The 22,863-nt window shown below is 48.5% G+C and carries 23 protein-coding genes; 7 read left to right on the top strand and 16 right to left on the bottom strand.

Going from position 1 to position 22,863, the window contains the following annotated elements; all coding sequences use genetic code 11:
* The first annotated feature begins 420 nt into the window (after nucleotides 1–420).
* Nucleotides 421–627: a DUF3955 domain-containing protein gene (locus SU32_RS02870; protein WP_053997810.1), complete on the top strand. Its 207-nt coding sequence runs from the start codon at nucleotides 421–423 to the stop codon at nucleotides 625–627.
* Between the two features lie 73 nt (nucleotides 628–700).
* Here the strand turns inward: SU32_RS02870 and SU32_RS02865 are convergent, their stop codons facing one another.
* Complete coding sequence (locus SU32_RS02865) at nucleotides 701–1,816, bottom strand: zinc ABC transporter substrate-binding protein (protein ID WP_053997809.1); 1,116 nt, start codon at nucleotides 1,814–1,816, stop codon at nucleotides 701–703.
* 122 nt (nucleotides 1,817–1,938) lie between these two features.
* Here SU32_RS02865 and SU32_RS02860 point away from each other — a divergent pair, with 122 nt between their 5' ends.
* The 5 genes from SU32_RS02860 to SU32_RS17055 all read left to right on the top strand — a co-directional run bounded on the left by SU32_RS02860 (nucleotide 1,939) and on the right by SU32_RS17055 (nucleotide 5,573).
* Complete coding sequence (locus SU32_RS02860) at nucleotides 1,939–2,739, top strand: ATP-binding cassette domain-containing protein (protein WP_053997808.1); 801 nt, start codon at nucleotides 1,939–1,941, stop codon at nucleotides 2,737–2,739.
* Nucleotides 2,732–3,583, top strand: coding sequence for a metal ABC transporter permease (locus tag SU32_RS02855; protein WP_053997836.1), 852 nt, complete (start codon nucleotides 2,732–2,734; stop codon nucleotides 3,581–3,583). The genes SU32_RS02860 and SU32_RS02855 overlap by 8 nt, the downstream gene beginning before the upstream one ends.
* A complete protein-coding gene (locus SU32_RS02850; RefSeq protein WP_053997807.1) occupies nucleotides 3,580–3,990 on the top strand; it encodes a Fur family transcriptional regulator in 411 nt (136 codons plus the stop codon). Before SU32_RS02855 ends, SU32_RS02850 begins: the two co-directional genes overlap by 4 nt.
* Nucleotides 3,991–3,995: 5 nt before the next feature.
* Nucleotides 3,996–5,180, top strand: coding sequence for a CobW family GTP-binding protein (locus SU32_RS02845; protein WP_053997806.1), 1,185 nt, complete (start codon nucleotides 3,996–3,998; stop codon nucleotides 5,178–5,180).
* A gap of 75 nt (nucleotides 5,181–5,255) precedes the next feature.
* The gene (locus SU32_RS17055) at nucleotides 5,256–5,573 is read left to right on the top strand and encodes a nitrate reductase (protein WP_201454858.1); all 318 of its coding nucleotides are present in this window, start codon (nucleotides 5,256–5,258) and stop codon (nucleotides 5,571–5,573) included.
* Here SU32_RS17055 and SU32_RS02840 read toward each other — a convergent pair.
* The 15 genes from SU32_RS02840 to SU32_RS02770 form a co-directional block, all read right to left on the bottom strand.
* Nucleotides 5,544–6,353 (bottom strand): sugar phosphate isomerase/epimerase family protein, encoded by an 810-nt coding sequence (locus tag SU32_RS02840; RefSeq protein ID WP_053997805.1) that lies wholly within the window; start codon nucleotides 6,351–6,353, stop codon nucleotides 5,544–5,546. The two genes, SU32_RS17055 and SU32_RS02840, sit on opposite strands and share 30 nt — an antisense overlap.
* Nucleotides 6,350–7,309, bottom strand: a complete 960-nt coding sequence (locus SU32_RS02835) for a sugar phosphate isomerase/epimerase family protein (protein WP_053997804.1) — start codon at nucleotides 7,307–7,309, stop codon at nucleotides 6,350–6,352. The genes SU32_RS02840 and SU32_RS02835 overlap by 4 nt, the downstream gene beginning before the upstream one ends.
* A 16-nt stretch (nucleotides 7,310–7,325) precedes the next feature.
* Nucleotides 7,326–8,615 carry a TRAP transporter large permease gene (locus tag SU32_RS02830; protein ID WP_053997803.1) on the bottom strand — a complete coding sequence of 430 codons (1,290 nt, stop codon included), beginning with the start codon at nucleotides 8,613–8,615 and terminating at the stop codon, nucleotides 7,326–7,328.
* Nucleotides 8,612–9,130 (bottom strand): TRAP transporter small permease, encoded by a 519-nt coding sequence (locus SU32_RS02825; protein WP_053997802.1) that lies wholly within the window; start codon nucleotides 9,128–9,130, stop codon nucleotides 8,612–8,614. The genes SU32_RS02830 and SU32_RS02825 overlap by 4 nt, the downstream gene beginning before the upstream one ends.
* A gap of 6 nt (nucleotides 9,131–9,136) precedes the next feature.
* Nucleotides 9,137–10,126 carry a sialic acid TRAP transporter substrate-binding protein SiaP gene (locus SU32_RS02820; protein WP_053997801.1) on the bottom strand — a complete coding sequence of 330 codons (990 nt, stop codon included), beginning with the start codon at nucleotides 10,124–10,126 and terminating at the stop codon, nucleotides 9,137–9,139.
* A gap of 49 nt (nucleotides 10,127–10,175) precedes the next feature.
* On the bottom strand, nucleotides 10,176–10,883 hold the full coding sequence (locus SU32_RS02815) for a GntR family transcriptional regulator (RefSeq protein WP_053997800.1): 708 nt from the start codon (nucleotides 10,881–10,883) through the stop codon (nucleotides 10,176–10,178).
* 83 nt (nucleotides 10,884–10,966) lie between these two features.
* Nucleotides 10,967–11,938, bottom strand: a complete 972-nt coding sequence (locus SU32_RS02810; protein ID WP_160316283.1) for an aldose epimerase family protein — start codon at nucleotides 11,936–11,938, stop codon at nucleotides 10,967–10,969.
* Between the two features lie 86 nt (nucleotides 11,939–12,024).
* The gene (locus SU32_RS02805; protein ID WP_245625479.1) at nucleotides 12,025–13,344 is read right to left on the bottom strand and encodes a multicopper oxidase family protein; all 1,320 of its coding nucleotides are present in this window, start codon (nucleotides 13,342–13,344) and stop codon (nucleotides 12,025–12,027) included.
* Nucleotides 13,345–13,427: 83 nt separating this feature from the next.
* Entirely contained in the window at nucleotides 13,428–14,339 is a 912-nt protein-coding gene (locus SU32_RS02800) for a copper resistance D family protein (protein WP_144421012.1), read from the bottom strand.
* Nucleotides 14,340–14,344: 5 nt separating this feature from the next.
* Nucleotides 14,345–14,704, bottom strand: coding sequence for a copper resistance CopC family protein (locus SU32_RS02795; RefSeq protein WP_144421011.1), 360 nt, complete (start codon nucleotides 14,702–14,704; stop codon nucleotides 14,345–14,347).
* A gap of 372 nt (nucleotides 14,705–15,076) precedes the next feature.
* The gene (locus tag SU32_RS02790) at nucleotides 15,077–16,165 is read right to left on the bottom strand and encodes an ABC transporter ATP-binding protein (protein ID WP_053997795.1); all 1,089 of its coding nucleotides are present in this window, start codon (nucleotides 16,163–16,165) and stop codon (nucleotides 15,077–15,079) included.
* A gap of 24 nt (nucleotides 16,166–16,189) precedes the next feature.
* Entirely contained in the window at nucleotides 16,190–17,836 is a 1,647-nt protein-coding gene (locus SU32_RS02785) for an alpha-glucosidase (protein ID WP_053997794.1), read from the bottom strand.
* Between the two features lie 11 nt (nucleotides 17,837–17,847).
* A complete protein-coding gene (locus SU32_RS02780; protein WP_053997793.1) occupies nucleotides 17,848–19,002 on the bottom strand; it encodes a carbohydrate ABC transporter permease in 1,155 nt (384 codons plus the stop codon).
* Nucleotides 19,002–20,216, bottom strand: coding sequence for a carbohydrate ABC transporter permease (locus tag SU32_RS02775; RefSeq protein ID WP_053997792.1), 1,215 nt, complete (start codon nucleotides 20,214–20,216; stop codon nucleotides 19,002–19,004). Before SU32_RS02775 ends, SU32_RS02780 begins: the two co-directional genes overlap by 1 nt.
* A gap of 88 nt (nucleotides 20,217–20,304) precedes the next feature.
* Nucleotides 20,305–21,558, bottom strand: coding sequence for an ABC transporter substrate-binding protein (locus SU32_RS02770; protein ID WP_211097666.1), 1,254 nt, complete (start codon nucleotides 21,556–21,558; stop codon nucleotides 20,305–20,307).
* A gap of 260 nt (nucleotides 21,559–21,818) precedes the next feature.
* Here SU32_RS02770 and SU32_RS02765 point away from each other — a divergent pair, with 260 nt between their 5' ends.
* Entirely contained in the window at nucleotides 21,819–22,847 is a 1,029-nt protein-coding gene (locus tag SU32_RS02765; protein WP_053997790.1) for a substrate-binding domain-containing protein, read from the top strand.
* The last annotated feature ends 16 nt before the right edge of the window (nucleotides 22,848–22,863 follow it).

Below are 22,863 nucleotides of genomic sequence, written 5' to 3'. Positions count from 1 at the left end.
TTGCCGCCGTTTGCCGTAGAGAGAAATCCTGACATCTTTTCCTCCTACAACCTCTAATCATAAAGGTCAGAAATTAAACGCTAATTTAACGCCAAATATTCAAGTAGATATTTATCTTCATACCAAATACATACGATAATTCATTCAATTCTACGCATAGCTTACGCCTCAACTGAGCTATTGCAAGCACAAGACGTCATATTACTTGAAAATATTAAAGCGCCCTTCGCTAAGTGCTTATCATGCCAAGCAAAATAGCCAATACTTCAATACCAGTAATTTCGCCTTATTTCATTCTATAAAGAGCCAAAGCGCCGGTTTTGCTTAATGTTCGATTAATTGAATATTCTACTTACCTGAAATCCATTTATTTTAAAGGACAGAGCACGCGCAGCTTAAATAACCAACGAGGCTAAATAAATGACATCAAAAATTCGTCTGATCGGCATTTCTGCCATCATAATCGCTGTTCTATTTTGGCTTGCTGAGAAAGTGTTTTACGGTGGCATTGATGCCGATGGTGTGCTTCAGGAAAGCTTCTTTCTACCGCTGAGTTTTCTGGTGGGAGCAATAGGTATATTATTACTGGTTGTATCGCTTTTCACGTCCGCCAAAAAGCATTCCTAACCAACTGCGCCGATAAGTTGGAAAGTATACGGGCGACATAAACGGCCCGTATGTTTATTGAAAACGCGTAGTGTTAACTGGCTTCAGTCAAACAGGTTTTGATTGAGCTTGCCATGTTGCGAATGAGCGTAAAGTAAAGCTCAGATCCATCTTCAAGGTCAGCACCCAAAGGATCAAGAACACCTGACTTAGCTTCAGTGCCCTCGGTCACTGTCGCAACAAGCTTAGGCTCAAACTGCGGCTCGGCAAATACACATGCGGCACCCAGTTCTTCTACACGGGCACGAATTTCTGTAATACGTTCCGCGCCGGGCATTACTTCAGGGGAGATGGTAATTGATCCGGAAGCAGCTAATCCGAAGCGCTTCTCGAAGTAATGATAGGCATCATGGAAAACGACAAAGCCTTTCTCTTTTACGGGTTCCAGTTCTGCTGACACTTCGGAAATTAAAACATCAAGCTTGCCAGCGATCTCTTCTGCATTGGCTTCATAGGCATCAGCATTTTCCGGATCGGCTTTCACAAGCGCTTCCTCGATCTCATGGACAATCGCTTTTGCGTTTTCCGGATCAAGCCAGATATGAGCATCAAACTCTCCATGGTTATGACCTTCATGCGCATGTTCGTCATGCCCTTCTTCATGACCAGCATGCTCGTCAAGTTTGTCATGATCGTGCTCACCATGGTCGTTATGCTCTTCATGATCATGGCTATGATCGTGCTCTGCGGTTTCATCATGTTTATGATCTTTGTCGTGATCATGATCATCGTGCGCTTCATCGGAATGATCATCATGGCCATCTTCTTCACCATGACTATGCGCCTCGAAAGCACCGCCTTCACGGAAACCTAGCTTGACGAGCCCATGAGAGTCGATCAATTCGACAGACGTGGCATTTGCACCGACAGTTTCCAGAGGTTTTTCCAGGAAGGCTTCCAAATCGTGCCCGACCCAGAACACCACATCCGCAGCTTCCAGCATTTTAGCCTGAGAAGGTTTCAGTGCGAATGTATGCGGTGAACCGGCACCTTCGACAATAAGACCCGGCTCTCCAACACCTTCCATAACGGCAGCGACAAGTGAATGGACGGGCTTAATAGAAGCAACGACATTTACTTCCGCATTGGCAAAAACGGTGGTACTGGCCAATAATGTGGAAGCAAGGAAAAGTGCCTTGGGGCGGATCATGATAAACTCCAGAATAATGCGAATAGGTGATGTTATCTCATTACAAGATTGCGTTACCTTATAACGTGTGCGATAACCCGATGCAACCACTACAGCCAACTGAATAAGACGTTTAACGAACCATGCTTCAGAAATCCGAAACACTCGCCACGCTGACCAATGCGGGGGTATTTCGAGCCGACCGCTGGCTTGTGAGGGACGTGAATTTTTCCATTTCGCCTTCTGAAATTGTAACCTTGATTGGCCCGAACGGCTCGGGAAAATCCACCACGGCTAAAATGGCACTGGGCATTATCAAGCCGGATGCCGGCGATGTTAAACGCCGCGACGGTCTTAAAGTCGCATATGTGCCTCAAAAACTCGCCATTGACTGGACTTTACCGCTGACCGTTCGGCGTTTCATGCGGTTAACCGAACATGTGAGCGCAAGTGACGCGAAAAACGCGATGATCTCAACTGGCATTGAACATCTGGAAAATGCGGAAGTACGCACATTGTCCGGCGGCGAATTTCAACGTGTGATGTTGGCCCGCGCCGTTGCAAGGAAACCGGACCTTCTTGTGCTTGATGAACCTGTTCAGGGCGTCGATTTTACAGGAGAGATCGCACTTTACGATTTGATAAAACGCATAAGGGACGAGCTGAGATGCGGCATTTTGCTGATTTCGCACGACCTTCATGTCGTTATGGCAGCAACTGACCGTGTGATCTGTTTAAACGGCCATGTGTGCTGCTCCGGCCCACCGAAAACGGTGGCTTCCAGCCCAGAATATAAAGCATTATTCGGCGGCAGGGCAGCGCCGACACTCGCTGTGTACGAACATCATCATGACCACACCCATCTTCCTGATGGCCGCGTGAAACATTCCGATGGCACAATTACAGACAGTTGTCACAAAGATGAAAGCAGCTCTGATGTTTGACGATTTTTTTTCACGGGCAATTATTGCAGGTATTGGCGTTGCACTTGTCGCCGGACCGTTGGGCTGTTTTATCGTTTGGCGCAGGTTGGCCTATTTTGGCGACACGCTCTCGCACGCGGCTTTGTTAGGTGTTGCTCTTGCATTTCTATTCGAGATTAACATCACTCTTGCTGTATTCGGGATATCTGTTTGCGTTTCAGTCGCATTACTATTGCTACAGAAAAAAGGGACTCTTTCATCGGATGCTCTTTTAGGGTTGCTAGCGCACTCTTCTCTTGCACTCGGGCTGGTCGCTCTGGCATTTATGACTTGGATCCGCATTGATTTAATGGGCTTTCTTTTCGGCGACATTCTTGCTGTTTCAAAGCTGGACATTGCGTTTATTTGGATAGGCGGTGCAGTCGTTTTGGCGCTGCTGGTTATTATTTGGCGGCCTCTATTTGCTGCAACAGTCAACACGGAACTGGCTGAAGCTGAAGGCATGAATCCGGGGCGCTCAAATCTTGCTTTCATGCTGCTCATGTCTGCTGTAATTGCAATATCTATGAAAATAGTTGGCGTGCTTTTGATTACTGCAATGCTCATCATACCGGCTGCCACAGCACGCCGGTTTTCTTCCGGTCCTGAGCAGATGGCGGTTTTGTCTGCAATTGTTGGCTGTGTTGCCGTTATCAGCGGTCTTTTCGGTTCATTGGAATGGGATACGCCGGCAGGTCCGAGTATTGTCGTTGCCGCATTGGCTTTATTTATTATATCGCTTTTACCAGCCTTTGGCCCAAAACCGGTGCGAGCTGGCGATAGCGTGCAGCAAAAGCATAATGAGAAACAGGGGCCATTGCCATGAGTGCCCATAGCCACACACATTCAGATTTGACGAAAAATCAATCACTGGTCATGGACGCCCTTTCGAGTTCCGAGGGCCCACTCAGTGCCTACACAATACTGGATCAATTGCGCGACAATGGCATGCGCGCACCGCTACAAGTCTATCGCGCCTTGGACAAGCTGGTAGAATATGGCCTTGTCCACCGCTTGGAGAGTCTCAATGCATTTGTTGCATGTCGGCACCCGAATTGTGATTCAAACAAGACAATCATTTTTATGATCTGCGAAGCTTGCGACAAGGTCAATGAAATCACGGATGCTGCACTTGCAAAGAATATCAACAAAATTGCCGCTTCAGAAAAATTTGCTTTAAACAAAAGTACTGTCGAATTACGCGGGTTGTGCCCTGCATGCCAGACAGATTGAACCTAATGCCTATATCTGATCGAATTCCTGTTTTCTTTTTAAGCGGTTTTTTAGGGGCTGGAAAATCAACACTGCTCAATGAGCTTCTCGTAGATCCGTCATTTAGCGATACAGCGGTCATCATTAACGAGTTTGGAGATGTTGCCATTGACCACCTACTTGTCCGGCAAGGCAAGACAACGATCAGTCAGGTTTCAACACGGTGTATGTGCTGCACCGGCACCACTGATTTAAGAACCACGCTGTTCGATATGTACAGCGCAGCACAAAGCGGACTGACACCAAGGTTCTCGCGTGTGATCGTCGAAATGAGCGGTTTGGGAGACCCTGCCCCTCTGATCAATGCATTGATGGTCAAGAAAACCGACAATCTTTCCCTGTCAGATTCAACAGTAAATCAGGCATTTCAGCTATCCGGATTTGTTACGTTATACGATATCATTAATGGTGAAATATCAATTGAGCGACACTTTGAGGCGCTTAAGCAAGTTGCCTTCGCAGATCGCATTATTCTGACCAAAACAGATTTGGCAAAGGATCCTGCAACGCTCTCAGACATTGCTGTCCTTCCTCAAACGCTTAAGGCAATTAATCCGAGCGCAGCAATTGTCGATCGTCAAAAGACCAAGATCTCTGAACTATTTTCGCCGCGTACTTACTCAGTGAGCGATCGTAGAGAAGATGTTGAAGGCTGGCTTGCGCTTGAAGATGTTCTGGCTACGCAAGCAATGCAGGAAAACGCAAATTCGCATAGCAAAGATAGTACCCATTCGAGGCACGCATCAGGCATCCGCACTTTCAGCATTATTCATGATGAACCGATACCCGAGAAACGTTTCACAGAATTCATGTCCACTCTACAAACCGCAGCCGGCCCGAAACTCCTTCGCATGAAAGGCATTATCGGCGTGACCGAAGACACCGAACATCCGCGGCTCGTGCATGCTGTCCAACACTGTATTTCCGATCCTGTTCGACTGGCTGCCTGGCCGGATCACGACCGGCGAACACGCTTTGTATTTATCACCAATGAGATCGACCCGAAGCCGGTGCATGACTTGTTTTCAGCAATCATTGGTGGAGCCGCAGCATCACGCAAGAGAGAGCAGATTAATCTTTGCCAGGCGTGCAAACAATGTATTTTGCGGCTCCTTTTCCTTTTCAAAAGCAAACGTCGGGAAGAGTTATGATGTCACATAGTAATGCCATAAGCGAAACAAAAAACGACAATTTGTTCATTAGTGCGTTCAATGAGCGGGGAAAGAATGAGCAAGATTAATAATCCCCTTGCGCCTAAAACGAACCGTCTATTGGCCAAATCGACGGAGATTAAAGCTTGGGTTCGTCAATTACTTGAACTACCGCCCGACACGCCATTAACCGTTGCTGAATTGGCTTGCCGCGATGAAGGCTGTCCGGACATCGAAACTGTCATAGGAATTATGAGAACAGGTGAACCTATCCAGACAATTAGAGTCCATATGACGATGTCCGAGGTAACATTTGACCATCTTGCCGAGGCCGTCAGTATCAGTTCGAGCAAAAGTGCTTCGTCAAGCGGTCACTTCTCGCGCAACTCTTAGATTTTCGCGTGTCCAATCGATTTCCCGCTGATAGATTTCACCGGGTGTCCCTTCATAGGGCAGCCAATGCTCTACAATCAGGCTCATATCCTTGGGCTGCGCCTTTAGTGCGTTCAACGTAAAATCGATATCTGTTCTGCCCTGACCGAGCGGACGCCCGGAGATGGTAAATCCGGCACCGTAAAAATCCGGGATAATGTCGTAATCCTTCAAGTGAAGATTGATTGTGAAAGGCGCAAGAAGCTTGATTGTTTCTTCCGGCCATTCTTTTGCACAAATTGAGTTTGCAACATCGAGACAGACACCCAGATGATCGTCATTGACGGCTTCAAGCAATGTCACCATCTGCTGTGACGGATAGTTAAAGTGGTTTTCGATCGCGATCTTGCACCCAATCTCACGCGCGATTACGAGCAGTGGCTTAAAGGCAGCGGCCAGATCTTCAATCGATGTAGCTGCATCCTCACCATCCAGAGCTATACGCAAAATCGGGGCATCAATGCGTTTGGCAATATCAAGATAGACACGCACCTGACTTGCATTAAAAGACTGGGTGCCTAATTCCAGAACGACATTGTTCTGGCGCGCTTTTTTGGCCAGCGCATCTATTTCTTCACATGACAATTTATCCAAAGGCAAATTGTCCGCGTATTGTACAACAGCGCAACCTTCTGCAATGGCAAAATCCAAAATCTCCATTGCCGTCATTGGTTTTTCGGGCACACGATCCTTGTGCCCGATTGACCAACGGAAACAATAAGTTCCTAGTCCTATCTTCATAATAGAGCCTTGATCAGGTCGCGATAAGTGCTCTGAGGACGACCGCCTTTGATAAGCTGTTGGAGCTTGTCCTTGCCAATTTTATCGAGAAGAGAATCCAAGTCTTCCATAATCTCAAATGTCGAAGCAATAGCCTCAGCATTATCACCGGAACGGGTGAAGACATCATAGGCGACCCAACCGTCATAACCGATTTCACGCATATAATGCAGCGTCTCGAGCGTCTCCCAAAGATGAACCGATGCCGGCAGCATATCCCAGTCAGCGCCGCGATCATTGTCATTAAAATGGATATAGAAAAGACGGCCCGCTTCGTTGGCAACGGCAATTTCAGAGCCCGGGCTTTCACCCGCAATCAACGCATGCCCGACATCCATCGTCACACCAAGATTTTTCGCGCCGACGCGGTCACAGAAGTGCAAGGTGCGCCCCATTGACGGAAGAATAATGTGGTTCTTGGATTCATACGCCTTATACTCGATACAAACTTTAATATCGTCGCGGTGGGCTGTGGCTTTTGCAAAACACTCAATCATCCAGCGCCATTGTTTGATATGGTCTACTTGGAACGCATAGTCCCAACCGTCGATCAGAGGACAGACGGTCACCATTTCAGCGCCCAGCTCTGCTGCCAGATCCATCGCTGTCATTACATATTGCGTCGCTTCTTCGCGAATCGCGGCATCAGGATTTGTGAACGAGCCATCGCGAAATTTATCTTCGGTTTTAACATTCACATTGACGGCTGAGACAGCCAGACCGCTTTCTTTCAACACTTTTACGCCGGAGCCATCATGCCCCAAATCTTGCGGGTACACTGGCTCAACGCCATGCGTGCGCGGAATGGATTTGGCGATAGACAAACGCTCTTCAAAGCTACGATCCACCTGATATTGGTGGAAACGGTCACGATAGCCGCCAATTGTACCGAGAAGTATAGAGTTTTTATAAGACATAATAATCCTTTAGATGTCAGAAACTATAAAATTGTTTTGGAACGAGCAGGACAATTTCCGGGAACAGAGTGACTAGGGTGAGAACCACCAACTGCACCAAAAGAAACGGAAAAATAGCCTTGCAGATCTGAGTGATCGATATGTTTGCGATGCCGCTTGCGATGTATAGCGACAGACCTACCGGCGGCGTGACTGTACCGATCATCAGGTTCACGGTCATCATCACACCAAAGAATACCGGGTCGATGCCAAATGATTTTATTACTGGCAGCAATACCGGTGTGAAAACGATAATGGCCGAGCCACCGTCCAGAAAGCAGCCTGCGATCAAAAGCAAAATGTTGATAACCAGCAGCAATATCAGAACATTGGTAATATGGTCTGAAAACCACTCGGACAGCAAAAGCGGAAGTTGTTCAATCGTCAGCACATAACCGACCAGATTGGCCACGCCAACGATGACCATAACGACAGCCGTGTTAAGTCCGGCCGAGTAAAACAGTTCAGGCAATTGACTGAACTTCAATTCGCGGTACCCAAAAAGTCCAACCAGCAACGCATAGACAGTTGCCACAACAGCAGCTTCTGTCGCTGTAAATACACCGCCCAAAATTCCGCCAACAATAATAAGCGGCATAACAAGCGCGCCCGCGGCTGATTTAAAAGATTGCCACAATCCGGCATAGGTGAACGGCTCAGCCTCAATTTCCCAATTGCTGCGTTTTGCTTTCAGATAGATCAGCACCATCAAGCCGACTGTCATCATAAGGCCGGGAATAATTCCCCCCATGAAGAGCGCACCAATCGACACACCTGAGACCACACCATAGAGAACCAATGGAATGGATGGCGGGATAATCGGGCCAATCACACCCGCTGCAGCGACGACAGATGCGGAGAAAGAAGCATCGTAACCACGCCGTTTCATCATCGGGATCATTGTCGATCCAATTGCAGTCGTGTCTGCAACCGCAGAACCGGATATGCCGGCAAATATCGTTGATGCAATCACAGCAACATGACCAAGCCCGCCGGAAATCCATCCCACCAGATAGGAGGAGAAATTAACGAGACGCCGTGAGATACCGCCATGCTCCATCAAAGCTCCAGCGGCCATGAAGAAGGGAATAGCCAGCATTGGAAAGCTGTCCAGTCCCGCATAAACGCGCTGCATGACCAATTGCGGAGATAACAGATCTATCGATGCAAGAACGACCATAGCCGCAGCGGCAAGGCTGAAAATAATCGGTGTTCCAAGCAACAAGAGAACAAAGAAAACGCCAAATAAAACAATCAAGGAACTCATGTTTCATCACCTATAAAGATTTGGCGGCCGTGTTTAATCATGACGACGAAAAGCCAAATAGCCATCAGCGTTACGGAAATGAAAATGACTGTGAAAATGACCCCCATCGGAAACTGCAAACCGGGCGTGCGCTGATCCCACTCTCTGATCAAAGTCGCGTATCCGCCACGCACCAAATAATAGCTGCAGACCAGCGCAACAAAAGAAGCAAAGGCCGCCGCAAAATGGCGCAAACGCCCCTGAAACATTTCGGTAAAAATTGTCACGGTAAGATGTTGTTCGCGGCGCGCTAATATAGCGGCGCCTAAAAAGACGATACAAATGAAGAGCAGTCTTGCGACTTCCTCAGACCATCCAAGTGAAAAAGAAAATAAATAGCGCGACGTGATTTGCAGGAAAACAACCAGCACCATTCCCGCCATTCCCAGAATGATGCACCATTTCATGCATGAGATGATCGCTTCTTCGACACGCATAAGCGTGCCGAAGAAACCGTTCTTATTTGGAGAAGACATTTTTACTTAACCGTCATCACGTACGGAATCGATGAGTTCGATCCAGCGTTTTGCACCGTCACCAAACTCTTTAATGGCGTCTTCGCGCAATGGCGCCACTTTGGCTGCAAATGCATCACGATCCGGACGTGTTACCTGCATGCCCTCTTTTTCCAACTCGGAAAGCAAGGAGGCATCATCCGAAGCGACTTTTTCGCGCTGCACAACAGCAGCATCCAAAACCGCCTGGCGTATAATATCCTGATATTCCGGCTTCACCTGATCCCAAAGCTGCTCGGAATAAAGAACCATATGCGTCAGGTGCAGGTGACCTGTTAGTGCCAAATGGTCGTTCACTTCTGAAAACTTGGCGTTGTAAATGTTCGATAGTGGATTTTCCTGTCCATCGACAACGCCCTGTTCCATCGCCGTATAAAGCTCGTTGAAGGCCATTGGCGTTGCATTGGCACCCATCATTTCCAGCGTACGCAAGTGGTAAGTCGACTTTGGCGTTCTGATCTTCAGCCCCTGAAGATCATCCGGACCGTTGATGGCGGCTTTCGAGTTCGTCAGATGGCGCATGCCGGCTTCGAAATAGCCGAGCAATTCAACGCCATGTTCGCCTACTTTGTCAGCCACTTCCAGCCCGAGCTCGCCGCCAAACGCACGGAACGAATGCTCACGGTCTTTAAACAGATAACCGATTTCAAGCGCGCCCATTTCAGGAACCCAAGAGCCGAAAAAGCCGGTTGTCACCCATGTCATTTCCAATGTGCCGGAGCGTAGCTGCTCGACCATTTCACGCTGGTTTCCAAGCTGGCTGTCCGTGAACACGCGCACTTCAATGTCGCCGTTGGAGCGCTCTTCAACAAGGCGCTTGATTTCGCGGGCACCAACATTTTCCGGATGATCACCCGACACCACGGTGCCGATTTTCATCACCATTTCTGCGGCAAGTGACTGCCCTGTCATTGCAGTTGCCGCGAGCAACGCCACGCTCAATACTTTGAGTTTCATTTCAACTTCCTCCCATTAGATTGTGAATTTTCGGATATGAATTATTGCTTCATATCCCGGCGCTCATTTTGAGCGTCGTATTCGCAAGACCACTTGTGTGACGCTCAATAATGGTGAGCATTTCTTCTGTGGTCCTATCCCAGTGCTGGCGATACAATTTCTCCAGCTCCTGTGAATCCCGTTTCAGCAAAGCCTCATACATCTGCCGGTGCTCTACCGTGGACTGCATCGGTAGTTCGCGAATATGCAGCGCAAAATACCGTGCGCGATCTGTCAGGCCGCGCTGCGCGTGGTACATGTCCGCAAGCCGTTTGTTTCCGCACATATCAACAACTGCAAAGTGGCAGCGTGTATCGGCCAACACCCAGGCATCGCGATCTTCAGCCTCCATTGCGCGCTCCATCTCTTCGACAGAATCTTTGATCTTTGCCAACACCTCATCGCGATCATCACTTTTGGCGATCAGTAACGCGGCCTCCAATTCCAAAGCCTTGGTAACCTGATGAATATCGCGCACATCCTCCAGGCGCAGAGGCATGACCCGCATGCCTTTTCGCGGCACGATTTGCACAAGCTGCTCAAGCTGCAAGCGCAAAATCGCCTCGCGGACGGGTGTCCGGCTCAGATCAAACTTTTCGCATAGCTCACGATCTGACCACAGCGACTCCGCGACCAGAACGTTCGTCAGCACTGCGCGCCGCAGAACGTAATAAGCCTTATCGGCAAGTGACTTGTTTTCTATAATATCTGTTTTCATATTTTATGTAATATATTACAAAAAATATCATGTAAAGCCCCAGCGGAGAACACCACTCAGCTTTCCGTTAAGCCATTATAATATCAATAGAACTTGTATTCGGTTACTTCTCTATAAGTCTCGTTTGGCAGAAGTTTTGCGCTGGGGAAACCTTCATTATTTGGCGCATCAGGCCAATTTTGCGCCTCTAAACAAAGGCCGGAATACGGATAGTAAGAGCGGCCGTCGAGCCCCCCGCCGAGATTTGGAATTTTATAGCCATTGTAAAAATGCAATCCGGTTTGTGTGGTCCACACTTCCATCACCGGACTATCAGGCGCGGATAAGCGCGCCGCAAAATGCGGCACCTGCCGGCTCTTACGCGCCAACGCATAAGTATGGTTATACGAATGCGGGGAAGATTGTTCAGCGCTTTTGACCTGACGTTCCTGCAGGAAATCAAAGGGCGTATCTGCTACGGGATAAATTTCTCCGGTAGGCAATACCGACCCATCATGCGGCAAGTAGTGGTTAGCGGCAATTTCAAGTTTATGATCATGGATGTCGCCCTGTCCTTTAAGATTAAAGTACGGGTGATGACACATATTCAAAAATGTCGGCTTGTCTGTTTTCGCCTCAAAAACAAGCCGCAAAATATTGTCCCTGACGATTTCATAAACACACCGCACATCCAGATTACCCGGATACCCGCCTGCTCCATCAGGACTGTGCAATAAAAATTCGACCGATGAGTGTGTCTGAGAAACGAGCGTCCAGTTCTGTGAGGAAAAACCTACATTGCCGCCATGGGAATGGTGCGGCGGGCTGTTAATTTCCAGCTCCAGATTTTGACCGTCGATTTGAGCTCGGCCATATGCAATCCGATTTGCATAGCGGCCAACAACAGCACCTGCAAAAACATAAGAGTTCGCCGCGTAATCTTCCGGGTTACTCCAACCGAGGATAAGTGACTTCTCGGCACCTTTAATTCGCAAATCAACCAGTGTCGCGCCGAAAGGCATCACTGTGGCTTGAAGATACGCGCTTTTGAGCGAAATTAAGCCGAAGGCATCCATAGAATTTTCTCTGTTAAAGTCGGGCCGCATTCATTGAAAACACGATTTAGCCAAACTTTAAAAGTCTGTTTATAGAACGATAGAGCTCATGTCACATTGAACCATGTATTCATACCGGCCGCCGCATGCTCCAGCATATGACAATGAAATAGCCATTTACCTTTATTGTCGGCCACAAAAGCAATCTTGGTTTTCTGCTCGGGTCCAATTAAAAATGTGTCCCGCCACATCTCTCCTTCATCGACAGTCGCGCCTGACCTGCTTAGAATTTTAAAGTGGTGACCATGTATATGCATTGCATGTACCCAACCAGTATTATTGATCGTCTCAATGATAACGGTCTCACCTTGATTGACATCGAAAAAGGGCGATTCAGCGAGATTTGCGACACCGTTGAATGCCCAAACCTGCCGCGATGTGCGAAATGCTTCACCCTTCAGCTTCTCACCCTGATAAACTATTTCGACAAACCCGCCCATCGCACCGCCAGTCATATCGAGGGTAAAGGTCTTGGCATTTTCCAAATCTGGTTCAGGTAGGTCATTTGCTACTAGCTTGACTGGATCGGATTCATTACCGCTTTCGATACCCACTTCAAAATTAATCATCGGAAAAGGTTCATCGCCTGAAATCTCATCAAGAGTAAAATCATTCTTGGGGGTGACGATCAAATCTACACGTTGGGCCGGTCCAATCATCAAAGGCGCGTAATTCAACGTTACAGCATCTTTCAAAGACTGCCCATCATAGCCAATCACTCTTGCATTAATGCGGGCGGGATCAATTTCGAAAATTCGCGCATTGGCAGCATTAATTAAACGTAACCGGTAAACGTCGTTGCGTTTCAATTTTAGGGTTGGCACTGGCTGTCCGTTTACGGTCAGCCAGTTACCCAATCTACCAGCATGAGACCAGTCCATTAAAGATCCGAGACTTGCGAGATCGACTGCTCCTTCTCCCGCAAGGCGCCAGTCATCAATCATTAGAGTTAGGTCATGCTGATCATCAAACAGCGGTTCAATTTCATCGACTATAAGAGGTCCATAAAGCCCGCGCGCGACTTGGTTCCAACTCTTGTTGTGGGCATGATACCAGTAGGTGCCTGCATCTGGCGCGACAAAATCATAAATAAAGCTGTCCCCTGGTAGAACAGGCTCCTGTGTTAAACCCGAAACACCATCCATTGCATTATCGATACGAATTCCATGCCAATGGACAGAAGTTGGCTCTTCAAGATTGTTTACAAATTTTATACGAACGCGTTCACCTTTTTTGACACGAATTTCCGGCCCGGGCGTTGATCCATTGTAGGACCATAAGTCAGATTCCACCCCCTCATTGCTATAGAGCTTTTGCCTTGAAGGACCGGCAACCAGTTCAAAGACGCCATCGCTTGTTTGCGACAATGCAAACTTCGGCAGTTGAATTGACGCTGCAACACCAGCTATTCCCTTCAAAATATTACGTCTGGATACCATGATACCTTGCCCTATACCGGAACTGTGAATGACGTGGTTAGAACTGCCGTAGCCATAAAAACCAAAAGAAATGCCATGACCTCAAACCGCAAAGATTTGCGGAAGCGGGCGGCGGCTCCGGGAGCCCCTCTTGCCAGCTCCGGAACAAATTTCAGTTTGTTCAATGCTGCAAACAGCAATACAATCGAGACACCACCGATCTTAGCCAACATGACGATGCCGTAATTAGTGTCGAAGAGCTTAAACGGGTTTTCTAATAGCAACCATAAAAAGGTTGCGCCGGCGATAATTAGCATCGGGACAATCACGCTTGCTTGCTTTCCAAACTTGTCGGCCACTTCAGCGGCTTGAGCGAAACTCCGTTTTGGGTGAGCCAAAAGATAAAGTGCAGGCAACGCTCCCAGCCAATAGCTTACAGCCAAAAGATGGAACATTATCAGCCCGCCAAGAAGCAGCTGCGGATCGCGCGTTGCGTGGCCGGTTAACGCAAAAGAACCTGTCACCATGATAGCGCCGAACAGCGTTGCCGGCACACGTAGCGGTCTTGATAAAGCTGCTATTAGAAGCAGAGAAAGGCCGCCAAGTCTCAGATAGGTTGATTGCCCTAGAGGCCCTTCCAAGCTGATTGAAATAATTTCCGGATCCAGCATGCCAACAATACCGTCATCCATCATGCGGCCCGCCTGTACGAGCACACGGATAACAGTAACCAACATCGCTACAATGATTGCAATCAGTGCCAGCGGCTTTAAGGCACTTGACACCTCATCCCCAGCGCGGGGCAGCGCCATGCGAAATAGGAACATACCTACAGATAACAAGCTGGCGACATATAGAAATAATTTGGTTACGCTAGCAGCAATGCCCCAAGGCGTAAGCAAGGTTGCTTGTAAAACACTCCAGAATGACACGACGTCTTGCAAGGTTTTTAGCCTGACACTTCAAATGAGAAATCACCTTTGATGACATGGCCATCAGTTCCTAGGGCACGCCATTCAATTTTATACTCTCCAGCGCCCATGAACTCAGGAGTAAATTCAATTTTTTTTATGGCTTTACGTGTCGGCAAATCCAAACGTGTTTCGCGCGAGGTTCCATCAAGCGAATGAGTCATCACGACTTTTAAAATACGCGCCGGACTTTTGAAGTTCATTTGTAATCGTCCTGGCACCGTCTCTAACTGCGCTTTATCTATCGGAATGGTGGTTTCCATAGGAGAATGGGCCCATGACGATGATGTCGCGAGTAAAATTGCGGAACTAATCAATGTGGTCAAAAGAGTTTTCATATCTATTATCCCAGTTAACTATCAGCGTTCATAACAAAAAATGTTTGTGCCCTGCCTATTATGCATACAAAATGCCGCCAATAAATGATGCTGAAAAACAGTTGGTACAATCGGCGCTGACCAACGTCCCCGACAGCAAAACGTAAACAGTTAACTCCAAGGTGGAGCTTCCACCTGCTGGAAGGTCAAGGAAAATCCCTTTAATTTTGGAACATTCTTGCGCTGAAAGGCAGTTTATAGAGCAATCCAAACGGAAAAAGGCGTTAATCCAGCCCGAGTTGGCAATTTTCCAGTGAAGCCAAAGGTTGAGAGAACCCCAACAGGCAGAACCTACACCCGCGCGAGTTTGTTCCTAAGGAGGCATGGGCGAATTCAGCGGTAGTAAAGTGATTGCCCATTATGGAATATTTGAACCTTATCCGGGTTGGCGGTTACACGGATTTTATTGCCGCGCAAACCGGTGTGGATTCCCGGAAGTTTCCCAATCACGCTTTCACCATTGCTGGACTTTTCAAAGTACAGCAGCGTGACCTCACCCAACGCTTCCTGAATTTTAACGGTGCCTTCATAAATGAAATCATCGCTTGTTTCGATCATGTCTTCCGGCCGAACGCCGACATTAACCTGCAACCCCTTGTCTTCAGGTTTCGTCGGTATCGAAGAGACTGCTGTACCGCCACTGGCAAGTTTTACAGTCGTTTGCATACCGGTTTTGATAATTTCACCCTGCAATAGGTTCATTGCGGGCGAACCGATAAATTGAGCAACGAACTCATTTTCCGGCCGCTCATACAGCTCAAGCGGTGTGCCCACCTGAGCAATTCCTTTATTCGCCAAAACCACTATTCGCGATGCCAATGTCATGGCTTCCACCTGATCATGTGTCACATAGATCATAGTGCTTTCGGGCATTGCTTCTTTTAATTGGGCAATCTCAATACGGGTCGCCACACGCAATGCAGCGTCCAAGTTCGATAATGGCTCATCGAACAAATAAACCTGCGGATCGCGAACAATAGACCGGCCGATTGCCACACGCTGCCGTTGTCCACCGGAAAGCGCCTTGGGCAAACGGTCCAGATATTCTTCCAATTGCAGAGTTTTGGCTGTGCGGCTGATTACCTCATCGATTTCAGTTTGTGATTTCTTGGCAAGCTTTAAGGCAAAGGCCATATTTTCACGCACAGTCATATGAGGGTAAAGCGCATAGGACTGAAACACCATTGCAATGCCGCGTTGCGCAGGCGGGATATCGTTGACCACCCTGTCGCCAATTTCCAACGTGCCTTCCGTAATTGTTTCCAAACCTGCAATCATCCGGAGCAAAGTTGACTTTCCGCAGCCGGAAGGGCCGACGAAAACAATCAGTTCGCCTTGCTTAATGTCCAAATTAATATCTTTAAGAACAGCAACAGTTCCGCCGTAGGTCTTACCCACATCTTTCAATCTAACATTTGCCATGGAATAGCCTCTTGGTTTTAACTGTTACTGTTTTAGCCGCAGGCAAACCTGCCAAGGTGCCAGCTCTACGCGACCATCTTTAGAAGCTTGAGCACTTCCCAAATCCTCGCCAATCGGCAGCCAATCCCCGGTAGGCAGAGTAAATTCTGCTGGCGAATTGCTGACGTTGAACGCGCACAAAATGGTCTCGTCATTCAGGTGCCGGAAAAAAGACAAAACATCATTTTCAACCGTCAGGCCGCTGTGCTGCCCGCTTTCCAACGCCGGATAGGCGTGACGGAACTTAATTGCCTTCCGGTAATGGTGTAGGATCGCATGAGGATCAGCTTCCTGTGCGGCGACCGATTTGGCCAGTTGTTCAGGTGCAACCGGAAGCCAAGGCTTTGTTTCTGAAAAACCGCCATTCCTATTGTCCGTTGTCCAAACCATTGGCGTACGGCAACCGTCACGGCCCTGATATTCCGGCCAAAATTCGATGCCGTAGGGATCCTGCAAATCTTCGAACTCGACACGTGCTTCGTCAAGACCAAGTTCTTCACCCTGATATATGCAAACCGAACCGCGCAAACACATGATCAGCGTTGCAAACATGCGCTGTGCAAAAGGCTGTAAATTCCATCTCGAAGCATGACGTTGAACATCATGGTTTGAAAATGCCCAACACGGCCATCCATCGCTGGCAACTTCATCTACCTTTTGCAGTACATTGACAATCCGCTCTGCTGTCGGCTTGTCCTGCGCGAGAAATTCAAATGCGTAGCACATGTGCATTAGCTCATCGCCGCTGGTGTACTGGCCAAGTATCTCCAAGCCATATTGGGCATCGCCAACCTCTCCAACAGCCGCGGCGCCATAAGGCTCCATGACGGCCCGCAAGCGACGCAGGAAGGCGAGATTTTCCGGACGGTTCTTATCGTATAAATGTTCCTGGTGATTGTACGGATTAACGGATGGTGCGATGGACGCATTGCGCCGCTCGACCGGCAAAGCAGGATTGCTTCTCAACTCCGCATCGTGAAAATAGAAATTGATGGTATCGAGCCGGAAACCGTCAACACCGCGTTTTAACCAGAAGGTTGCCACATCCAGCAAAGCGTCCTGAACTTCACTATTATGAAAATTCAAATCCGGTTGCGACGTCAGGAAATTATGCAGGTAATATTGTTCGCGCCGACCATCCCACTGCCATGCGGAACCACCAAAAATGGACAGCCAGTTATTGGGAGGCGTACCGTCCGGCTTAGGATCAGCCCACACATACCAATCCGACTTGGAGTTGGTTTTATCGCGGCGGCTTTGCGCAAACCAAGCATGTTTGTCACTGGTGTGGCTCAACACCAAGTCAATCATCACACGAATACCTGAACGGTGGGCAGCATCCACAACAGCGTCAAAATCCGCGAGCGTGCCGAACATCGGATCGACATCGCAGTAATCACTGACATCGTAGCCAAAGTCTTTCATCGGCGAACGGAAAAAAGGCGATATCCAGATTGCATCTACGCCCAGTGACGCAATGTAGGGCATACGCTTTGTAATACCCGCCAAATCGCCGATTCCATCGCCATTGCTGTCTTGGTAACTGCGCGGATAGATCTGGTAAATTGTGGCACCCCGCCACCAATCACGATCTATTGCATTATCTAGTTTTTGCGCTGTAGCTATAATCATTTTTCAATTTTCTATTTTACGGAACCGGCCAGCAGACCGCGCACCAAGTATTTTTGCATCATAAAGAAGACCAATAGCGGCACTGCAATCGATACGAATGCTGCTGTTGCCAATATTTCCCAATTACCGCCGCGGGTTCCCAGCAGTTCGACAATCTGGTTCGTCATAACTGTTGTTTCTCCTGTCGCGTCAATCAGGAAAACCTTCGCGACCAACAGATCATTCCAGGTCCACAAGAATTGGAAAATTGCAAATGATGCTAATGCTGGAAATGACAGGGGAAGGATTATCTTGGTGAAAATCTGAAAATCCGTCGCGCCATCAACACGGGCGTTTTCAATAATATCTTTCGGTAGGCCGACCATATAATTTCTCAAAAGATATATGGCGAGCGGTAATCCGAAACCGGTATGGGCAAGCCATACACCCAAATAGCCCTTCCCGATTCCGATGCCTAAGTGCAGCCTAAGCAGAGGAATGAGCGCCAATTGCAGCGGCACGACGAGTAATCCAACGACCATCGCAATCAATATCGCACGGCCCGGAAAATCCATCCATGCCAGCGCATAGGCGGCGAAAGCTGCAATGACGATCGGGATAATTGTCGCCGGAATGGTTACGGTCAACGTGTTGAAGAATGCGTTGGCCATACTGTCGGTGCTGTCATCACTGAACAATACTCTTTGATAATTGCTTAATGTAAACTCGGCTGGCGTTGTTGCTGTTACAAAAACGCGCTGCCCGCGCCCTGAGAGTTCTTCAGGGCTCGTCCAGCGATAGTCACCATTTTCCTGCACCGTGATGATTTCACCATCATTCATTTCCGCTGTTTCGCCTGCCTTATAGGCGTCGATAGCGCGGGATGAGGTTCCCCAGACACTGATAGTGGCTTCAGTATCTTCTTCGAAGAGATTGCCTTCGATCACGTAGAGATCGCCGACCAATGCCTGCGCGCCCTCGTCATCTGGATCAGCGGCGCGCAATGTCATGTTTTGCTGTGTCGGAAACAATGCCCGCCACCAGCCGGATTCAGAAATTTGATCTGCTGTCCGGAAAGAAGACACAAGCAGGCCCACAGTCGGAAACAACCATAGCAAAACCAGCGCGATGACAGAGATTTGTACAACCCAGCCCAAGCCGGACTTTTTACCAGCGATATTATCCATCACTTCATTTCCTTGCGCGCGTTGTAAACGTTCCAGATCAGAATTGGGCTGACCAAAAGCATAATCACCATCGCCGATGCGGAGCCGACACCCCAGTCATTGGCTCTGAACAATTTATCAAACATGTAGTTGGCCAAAACCTGCGTTTCCCATTGGCCGTTGGTCATCGCAAACACCACGTCAAAGACTTTCAAAACGACCAGAGTGATCGTGGTCCAAACCACGACTATGGTTCCGGAAATCTGTGGGATTTTAATTTTGAAGAAAACCTGAAACGGGTTTGCACCATCGACGATTGACGCCTCGACTGTCTCCTCCGGGATACCGCGCAGGGCTGCCGACAGAATAACCATCGCAAAACCTGTTTGTATCCAGATGAGTACGACCATCAATAGAAATGAATTCCAGCCGGGAATTGTAAGCCAGTTTTGCGGAACGCCATATTCATGCACAGCGGTAAACGCTCCTGCAGCGAGCGATAAAAAGGAATAGCCAATAAATGCCAGAAAAATTACGGCAATGCTTCGCAATACCGCACCGCCTTTTTCACGGATTGCTGAAAACACACCATATGCTGCGTAAATGGAAATCGCAGCACCACACAGCATTAGCAATGCCGGCAATAGACGAAGGATTAACCAGGAGCCGATTCCACCCTCAAACTGTAACCATACAGCATTGAGAACACCGATCTGCGCCTGATCAACCGGACGCGTGTCGTAAATCAATTTGAAAATGACCGCAGCACCGACGAAAGAGATCGCCATCGGCATGAAGATGAGCGACTTGGCGACAGATCCCCATTTAATACGGTCTGTCAGTTGAGCCGCCAGAAGGCCGAAGGCAGTCGAAGCAGCCGGAACGATGATCAGCCACAACATATTATTGCGCATGGCTTCCCAAAACTTGGGCTCATTCATCATCTGCTGGTAATTCGCCAGACCGATAAATGCGCCACCCTGATTTCTGTCTGTGAGTGAATACCACAGCGTCGCCACAACGGGATAAGCAAGGTAGAGCCCTAATGCGAGCATAGCAGGTAAAATGAAAAGCCACGGGCGGATCATATTTGCCCGATTGATATTTTGTCCGGCTTTTTCGCCTTTTGCCGGATATAAAACCTTATCGAGGAACTGGTTGGACAAATAGTAATAAAGCAGGCATCCCCCAACGCCCAAAAATATTGTGAGTATTCCTTTATACGCAGCTTCCATTTATCCCTCCCAGAAAACGCCCGCACCTGAACTTTACGTTCAGACGGCAACAACAGCCCGGCGAGCCGGGCTGCATAATATTGAGATTTTACTTAAGCGCGTCCCAGCTCTTCTGTATGTCGGATGCGACAGCTGAGGCGTCTTTACCGCCTGCATAGTCCACCATACCCGTCCAGAATGAACCGGCTCCGACACCGCCCGGCATAAGGTCGGAAGCATCAAAACGGAACGTTGTTGCACCCAGAAGAATTTCATTCATCTTGGCAGCAGCGTCCGTTGAGAATTTTGACAGATCAACACCTTTGTGCGGTGTTAGGAACCCGCCTAGCCCCATGAAAATTTCATGTGCAGGAACGGTCTGCAAATATTCTATCAGGTCATGCGCAGCCTGATTTTCTTTTGTGATTGTCCAAACTGTGCCAGCGCCAAGAACCGGCGAGCCGAGGTCTTTCCCTTCATAGGCCGGAAAGTAGAAGAAGTCCGCATCGGCTCCGATTTCCGTTCCTTCAGGAAAGAATGCCGGAATAAATGAAGCCTGCCGGTGCATATAGCATTGCGGCGGAGACGAGAACAAACCCTTCGGGCTATCGCGGAAATCGGTTGAAGCAACTGCGCCGCTGCCGCCGGCAACATAATCATCATTACGCGCAAACTCGCCGAATTCTTCGATAGCGCCGACTACCGCCGGATCGTCAAATTTAATTTCGTTTGAAACCCATTTGTCGTAGACATCCGGCGCTTGAGTGCGAAGCATTAAATCCTCGACCCAGTCGGTCGCAGGCCAGCCGGTCGCTCCACCAGAGCCTAAACCGATACACCAAGGCGTTTCCCCGTCTTCCGCGATCTGCTTCGTCAGAGCCTTCAGGTCTTCCATTGTTTCAGGAACTTCGTAGCCAGCATCTTCGAAGTTTTCAGGGCTGTACCAGACCAATGATTTCACATCGACTTTGTAAAAGAACCCGAAAAGATCGTCTTCGCCTTCTTTGTTTTTGAACGTGCCGAGATCAACCCAAGACTGACCGGCGGCATAATTTTCTTTTATCCAGTCTCCCACGCCATCTTTCAAAGGCGTTAAAAAGCCGCGCTCAGCCATGCCGGCGGCCAAGCCTGGCTGTGGAAACACCGCAATATTCGGCGCCGAACCTGCTTCCGCGTCAATGACGATCTGTTGTTCGAAGCTATCCGAACCAACATAACGAACGTCATGACCCGACTTTTCCGCAAAGTCGGCCAACACTGTTTCGATGTTTTTCTGGTCCGGCCCAAGCCATGGACCAAACACTGTAAGCTGCTCAGCTTTTGCTGCCGCTGCAACGGTCAGCGACGCAACCCCTGCCAGCATAACCCGTTTAAATACCGTTTCCATAATTTCTCCTCCCAGATTAGTCACTGCCAATCGCCGATAGACTAGAACTATCATTTTTCAAAGCGCTTTGGATTTTCTCATACTAACAGCCTATGCGGCCATACTGTCAAGGGGCTACCTAAAAACCATAAAATTTTGATTTCAATTACAAACGCACCGGCGTCGAAACTGACATTAAACTTGGAAAATCACGTTTTTCAGTTGTAATTTTAAAGCGCTTTGAATAAAAATTGATTATGAATTTGAAAGAGCTCTCCGAACTTTTGGGCCTAAGCCAGACCACTGTCAGCCGCGCACTAAACGGCTTTCCTGAGGTTTCAGAACGTACGCGTGAGCGTGTGCAGCGCGTTGCCAAGCAAAACAATTATGCGCCCAACAAATCCGCTCGCGGCTTGGCGATGGGTCAGACTTTTACAATCGGCCACGTTATTTCGACATCCAATCAAAATGAGATGCTCAACCCGGTTTTTGCTGACTTTGTTGCAGGCGTAGGAGAAGTTTATTCTGCCAACGGCTACAAGATGAGTATGTCTATTGTCCCGCCTCATGAGGATGAATACCAAGTTTACAGAGACATGAAGGCTCAAAGCGTGGTTGACGCCGTTGTTCTTCAAAGCCCAACGGTTAACGATGGCCGCATTTCATTTCTTAATGATTTAGGGCTGCCGTTCATCGTTCATGGCAGAGCGACCGACTGTGATATTCCCTATGCCTGGCTGGACATCAACAACCGGTCTGCTTTTCAACGCGCAACCGACTTTTTGTATGATCTTGGTCACACACGCATTGCCCTACTCAACGGGCTTGAGCACATGGATTTTGCACACAGACGCAGAGACGGATATGAAACCTCTCTACGGTCTCACAACATCGCTATTGATCCTGCCATAATGTCCACGAATGAAATGACCGAGCACTATGGCTACAATAGAACAATAGAGCTGCTGAAATCAGAGAATCCGCCGACAGCCTTGCTGATCTCGTCTATCGTTACGGCCTATGGCGCCCTGCGCGCCATACAGGAAACAGGCAAAACGATTGGCCACGATATTTCAATTGTCACTCATGATGACCGCCTCTCCTACTTCCGTGACAATGACTCAGTGCCGCTATTTACAGCAACACAATCATCGGTACGGGAAGCCGGCAGGCAGCTTGCAACAATGCTCATCGACATAATTGCAAGCCCAAGCGTAAAACCGCCTGAAAAACTTCTTGAAGCAGAATTGACACTTGGCCGCTCTACAGGACGTGCACCCGCCTAAGGCTGTTACGTATTAT

It is taken from the genome of Ahrensia marina, assembly GCF_001293565.1.
Classification (GTDB): Bacteria; Pseudomonadota; Alphaproteobacteria; order Rhizobiales; family Rhizobiaceae; genus Ahrensia; species Ahrensia marina.
The sequence above is the reverse complement of the archived record's forward strand: the minus strand, read 5'-3'. Positions and strand labels throughout refer to the sequence as shown.

What these genes read in the sequence shown, in the direction of transcription:
- SU32_RS02765 (WP_053997790.1), top strand. Translation starts at nt 21,819, where the DNA reads ATGAATTTGAAAGAGCTCTCCGAACTTTTGGGCCTAAGCCAGACCACT.
- SU32_RS02780 (WP_053997793.1), bottom strand. Translation starts at nt 19,002, where the DNA reads ATGGATAATATCGCTGGTAAAAAGTCCGGCTTGGGCTGGGTTGTACAA.
- SU32_RS02775 (WP_053997792.1), bottom strand. Translation starts at nt 20,216, where the DNA reads ATGGAAGCTGCGTATAAAGGAATACTCACAATATTTTTGGGCGTTGGG.
- SU32_RS02795 (WP_144421011.1), bottom strand. Translation starts at nt 14,704, where the DNA reads ATGAAAACTCTTTTGACCACATTGATTAGTTCCGCAATTTTACTCGCG.
- SU32_RS02815 (WP_053997800.1), bottom strand. Translation starts at nt 10,883, where the DNA reads ATGAAAACAGATATTATAGAAAACAAGTCACTTGCCGATAAGGCTTAT.
- SU32_RS02845 (WP_053997806.1), top strand. Translation starts at nt 3,996, where the DNA reads ATGCCTATATCTGATCGAATTCCTGTTTTCTTTTTAAGCGGTTTTTTA.
- SU32_RS02820 (WP_053997801.1), bottom strand. Translation starts at nt 10,126, where the DNA reads ATGAAACTCAAAGTATTGAGCGTGGCGTTGCTCGCGGCAACTGCAATG.
- SU32_RS02830 (WP_053997803.1), bottom strand. Translation starts at nt 8,615, where the DNA reads ATGAGTTCCTTGATTGTTTTATTTGGCGTTTTCTTTGTTCTCTTGTTG.
- SU32_RS02810 (WP_160316283.1), bottom strand. Translation starts at nt 11,938, where the DNA reads ATGGATGCCTTCGGCTTAATTTCGCTCAAAAGCGCGTATCTTCAAGCC.
- SU32_RS02850 (WP_053997807.1), top strand. Translation starts at nt 3,580, where the DNA reads ATGAGTGCCCATAGCCACACACATTCAGATTTGACGAAAAATCAATCA.
- SU32_RS17055 (WP_201454858.1), top strand. Translation starts at nt 5,256, where the DNA reads ATGAGCAAGATTAATAATCCCCTTGCGCCTAAAACGAACCGTCTATTG.
- SU32_RS02785 (WP_053997794.1), bottom strand. Translation starts at nt 17,836, where the DNA reads ATGATTATAGCTACAGCGCAAAAACTAGATAATGCAATAGATCGTGAT.
- SU32_RS02860 (WP_053997808.1), top strand. Translation starts at nt 1,939, where the DNA reads ATGCTTCAGAAATCCGAAACACTCGCCACGCTGACCAATGCGGGGGTA.
- SU32_RS02870 (WP_053997810.1), top strand. Translation starts at nt 421, where the DNA reads ATGACATCAAAAATTCGTCTGATCGGCATTTCTGCCATCATAATCGCT.
- SU32_RS02790 (WP_053997795.1), bottom strand. Translation starts at nt 16,165, where the DNA reads ATGGCAAATGTTAGATTGAAAGATGTGGGTAAGACCTACGGCGGAACT.
- SU32_RS02770 (WP_211097666.1), bottom strand. Translation starts at nt 21,558, where the DNA reads ATGCTGGCAGGGGTTGCGTCGCTGACCGTTGCAGCGGCAGCAAAAGCT.
- SU32_RS02825 (WP_053997802.1), bottom strand. Translation starts at nt 9,130, where the DNA reads ATGTCTTCTCCAAATAAGAACGGTTTCTTCGGCACGCTTATGCGTGTC.
- SU32_RS02840 (WP_053997805.1), bottom strand. Translation starts at nt 6,353, where the DNA reads ATGAAGATAGGACTAGGAACTTATTGTTTCCGTTGGTCAATCGGGCAC.
- SU32_RS02865 (WP_053997809.1), bottom strand. Translation starts at nt 1,816, where the DNA reads ATGATCCGCCCCAAGGCACTTTTCCTTGCTTCCACATTATTGGCCAGT.
- SU32_RS02835 (WP_053997804.1), bottom strand. Translation starts at nt 7,309, where the DNA reads ATGTCTTATAAAAACTCTATACTTCTCGGTACAATTGGCGGCTATCGT.
- SU32_RS02855 (WP_053997836.1), top strand. Translation starts at nt 2,732, where the DNA reads ATGTTTGACGATTTTTTTTCACGGGCAATTATTGCAGGTATTGGCGTT.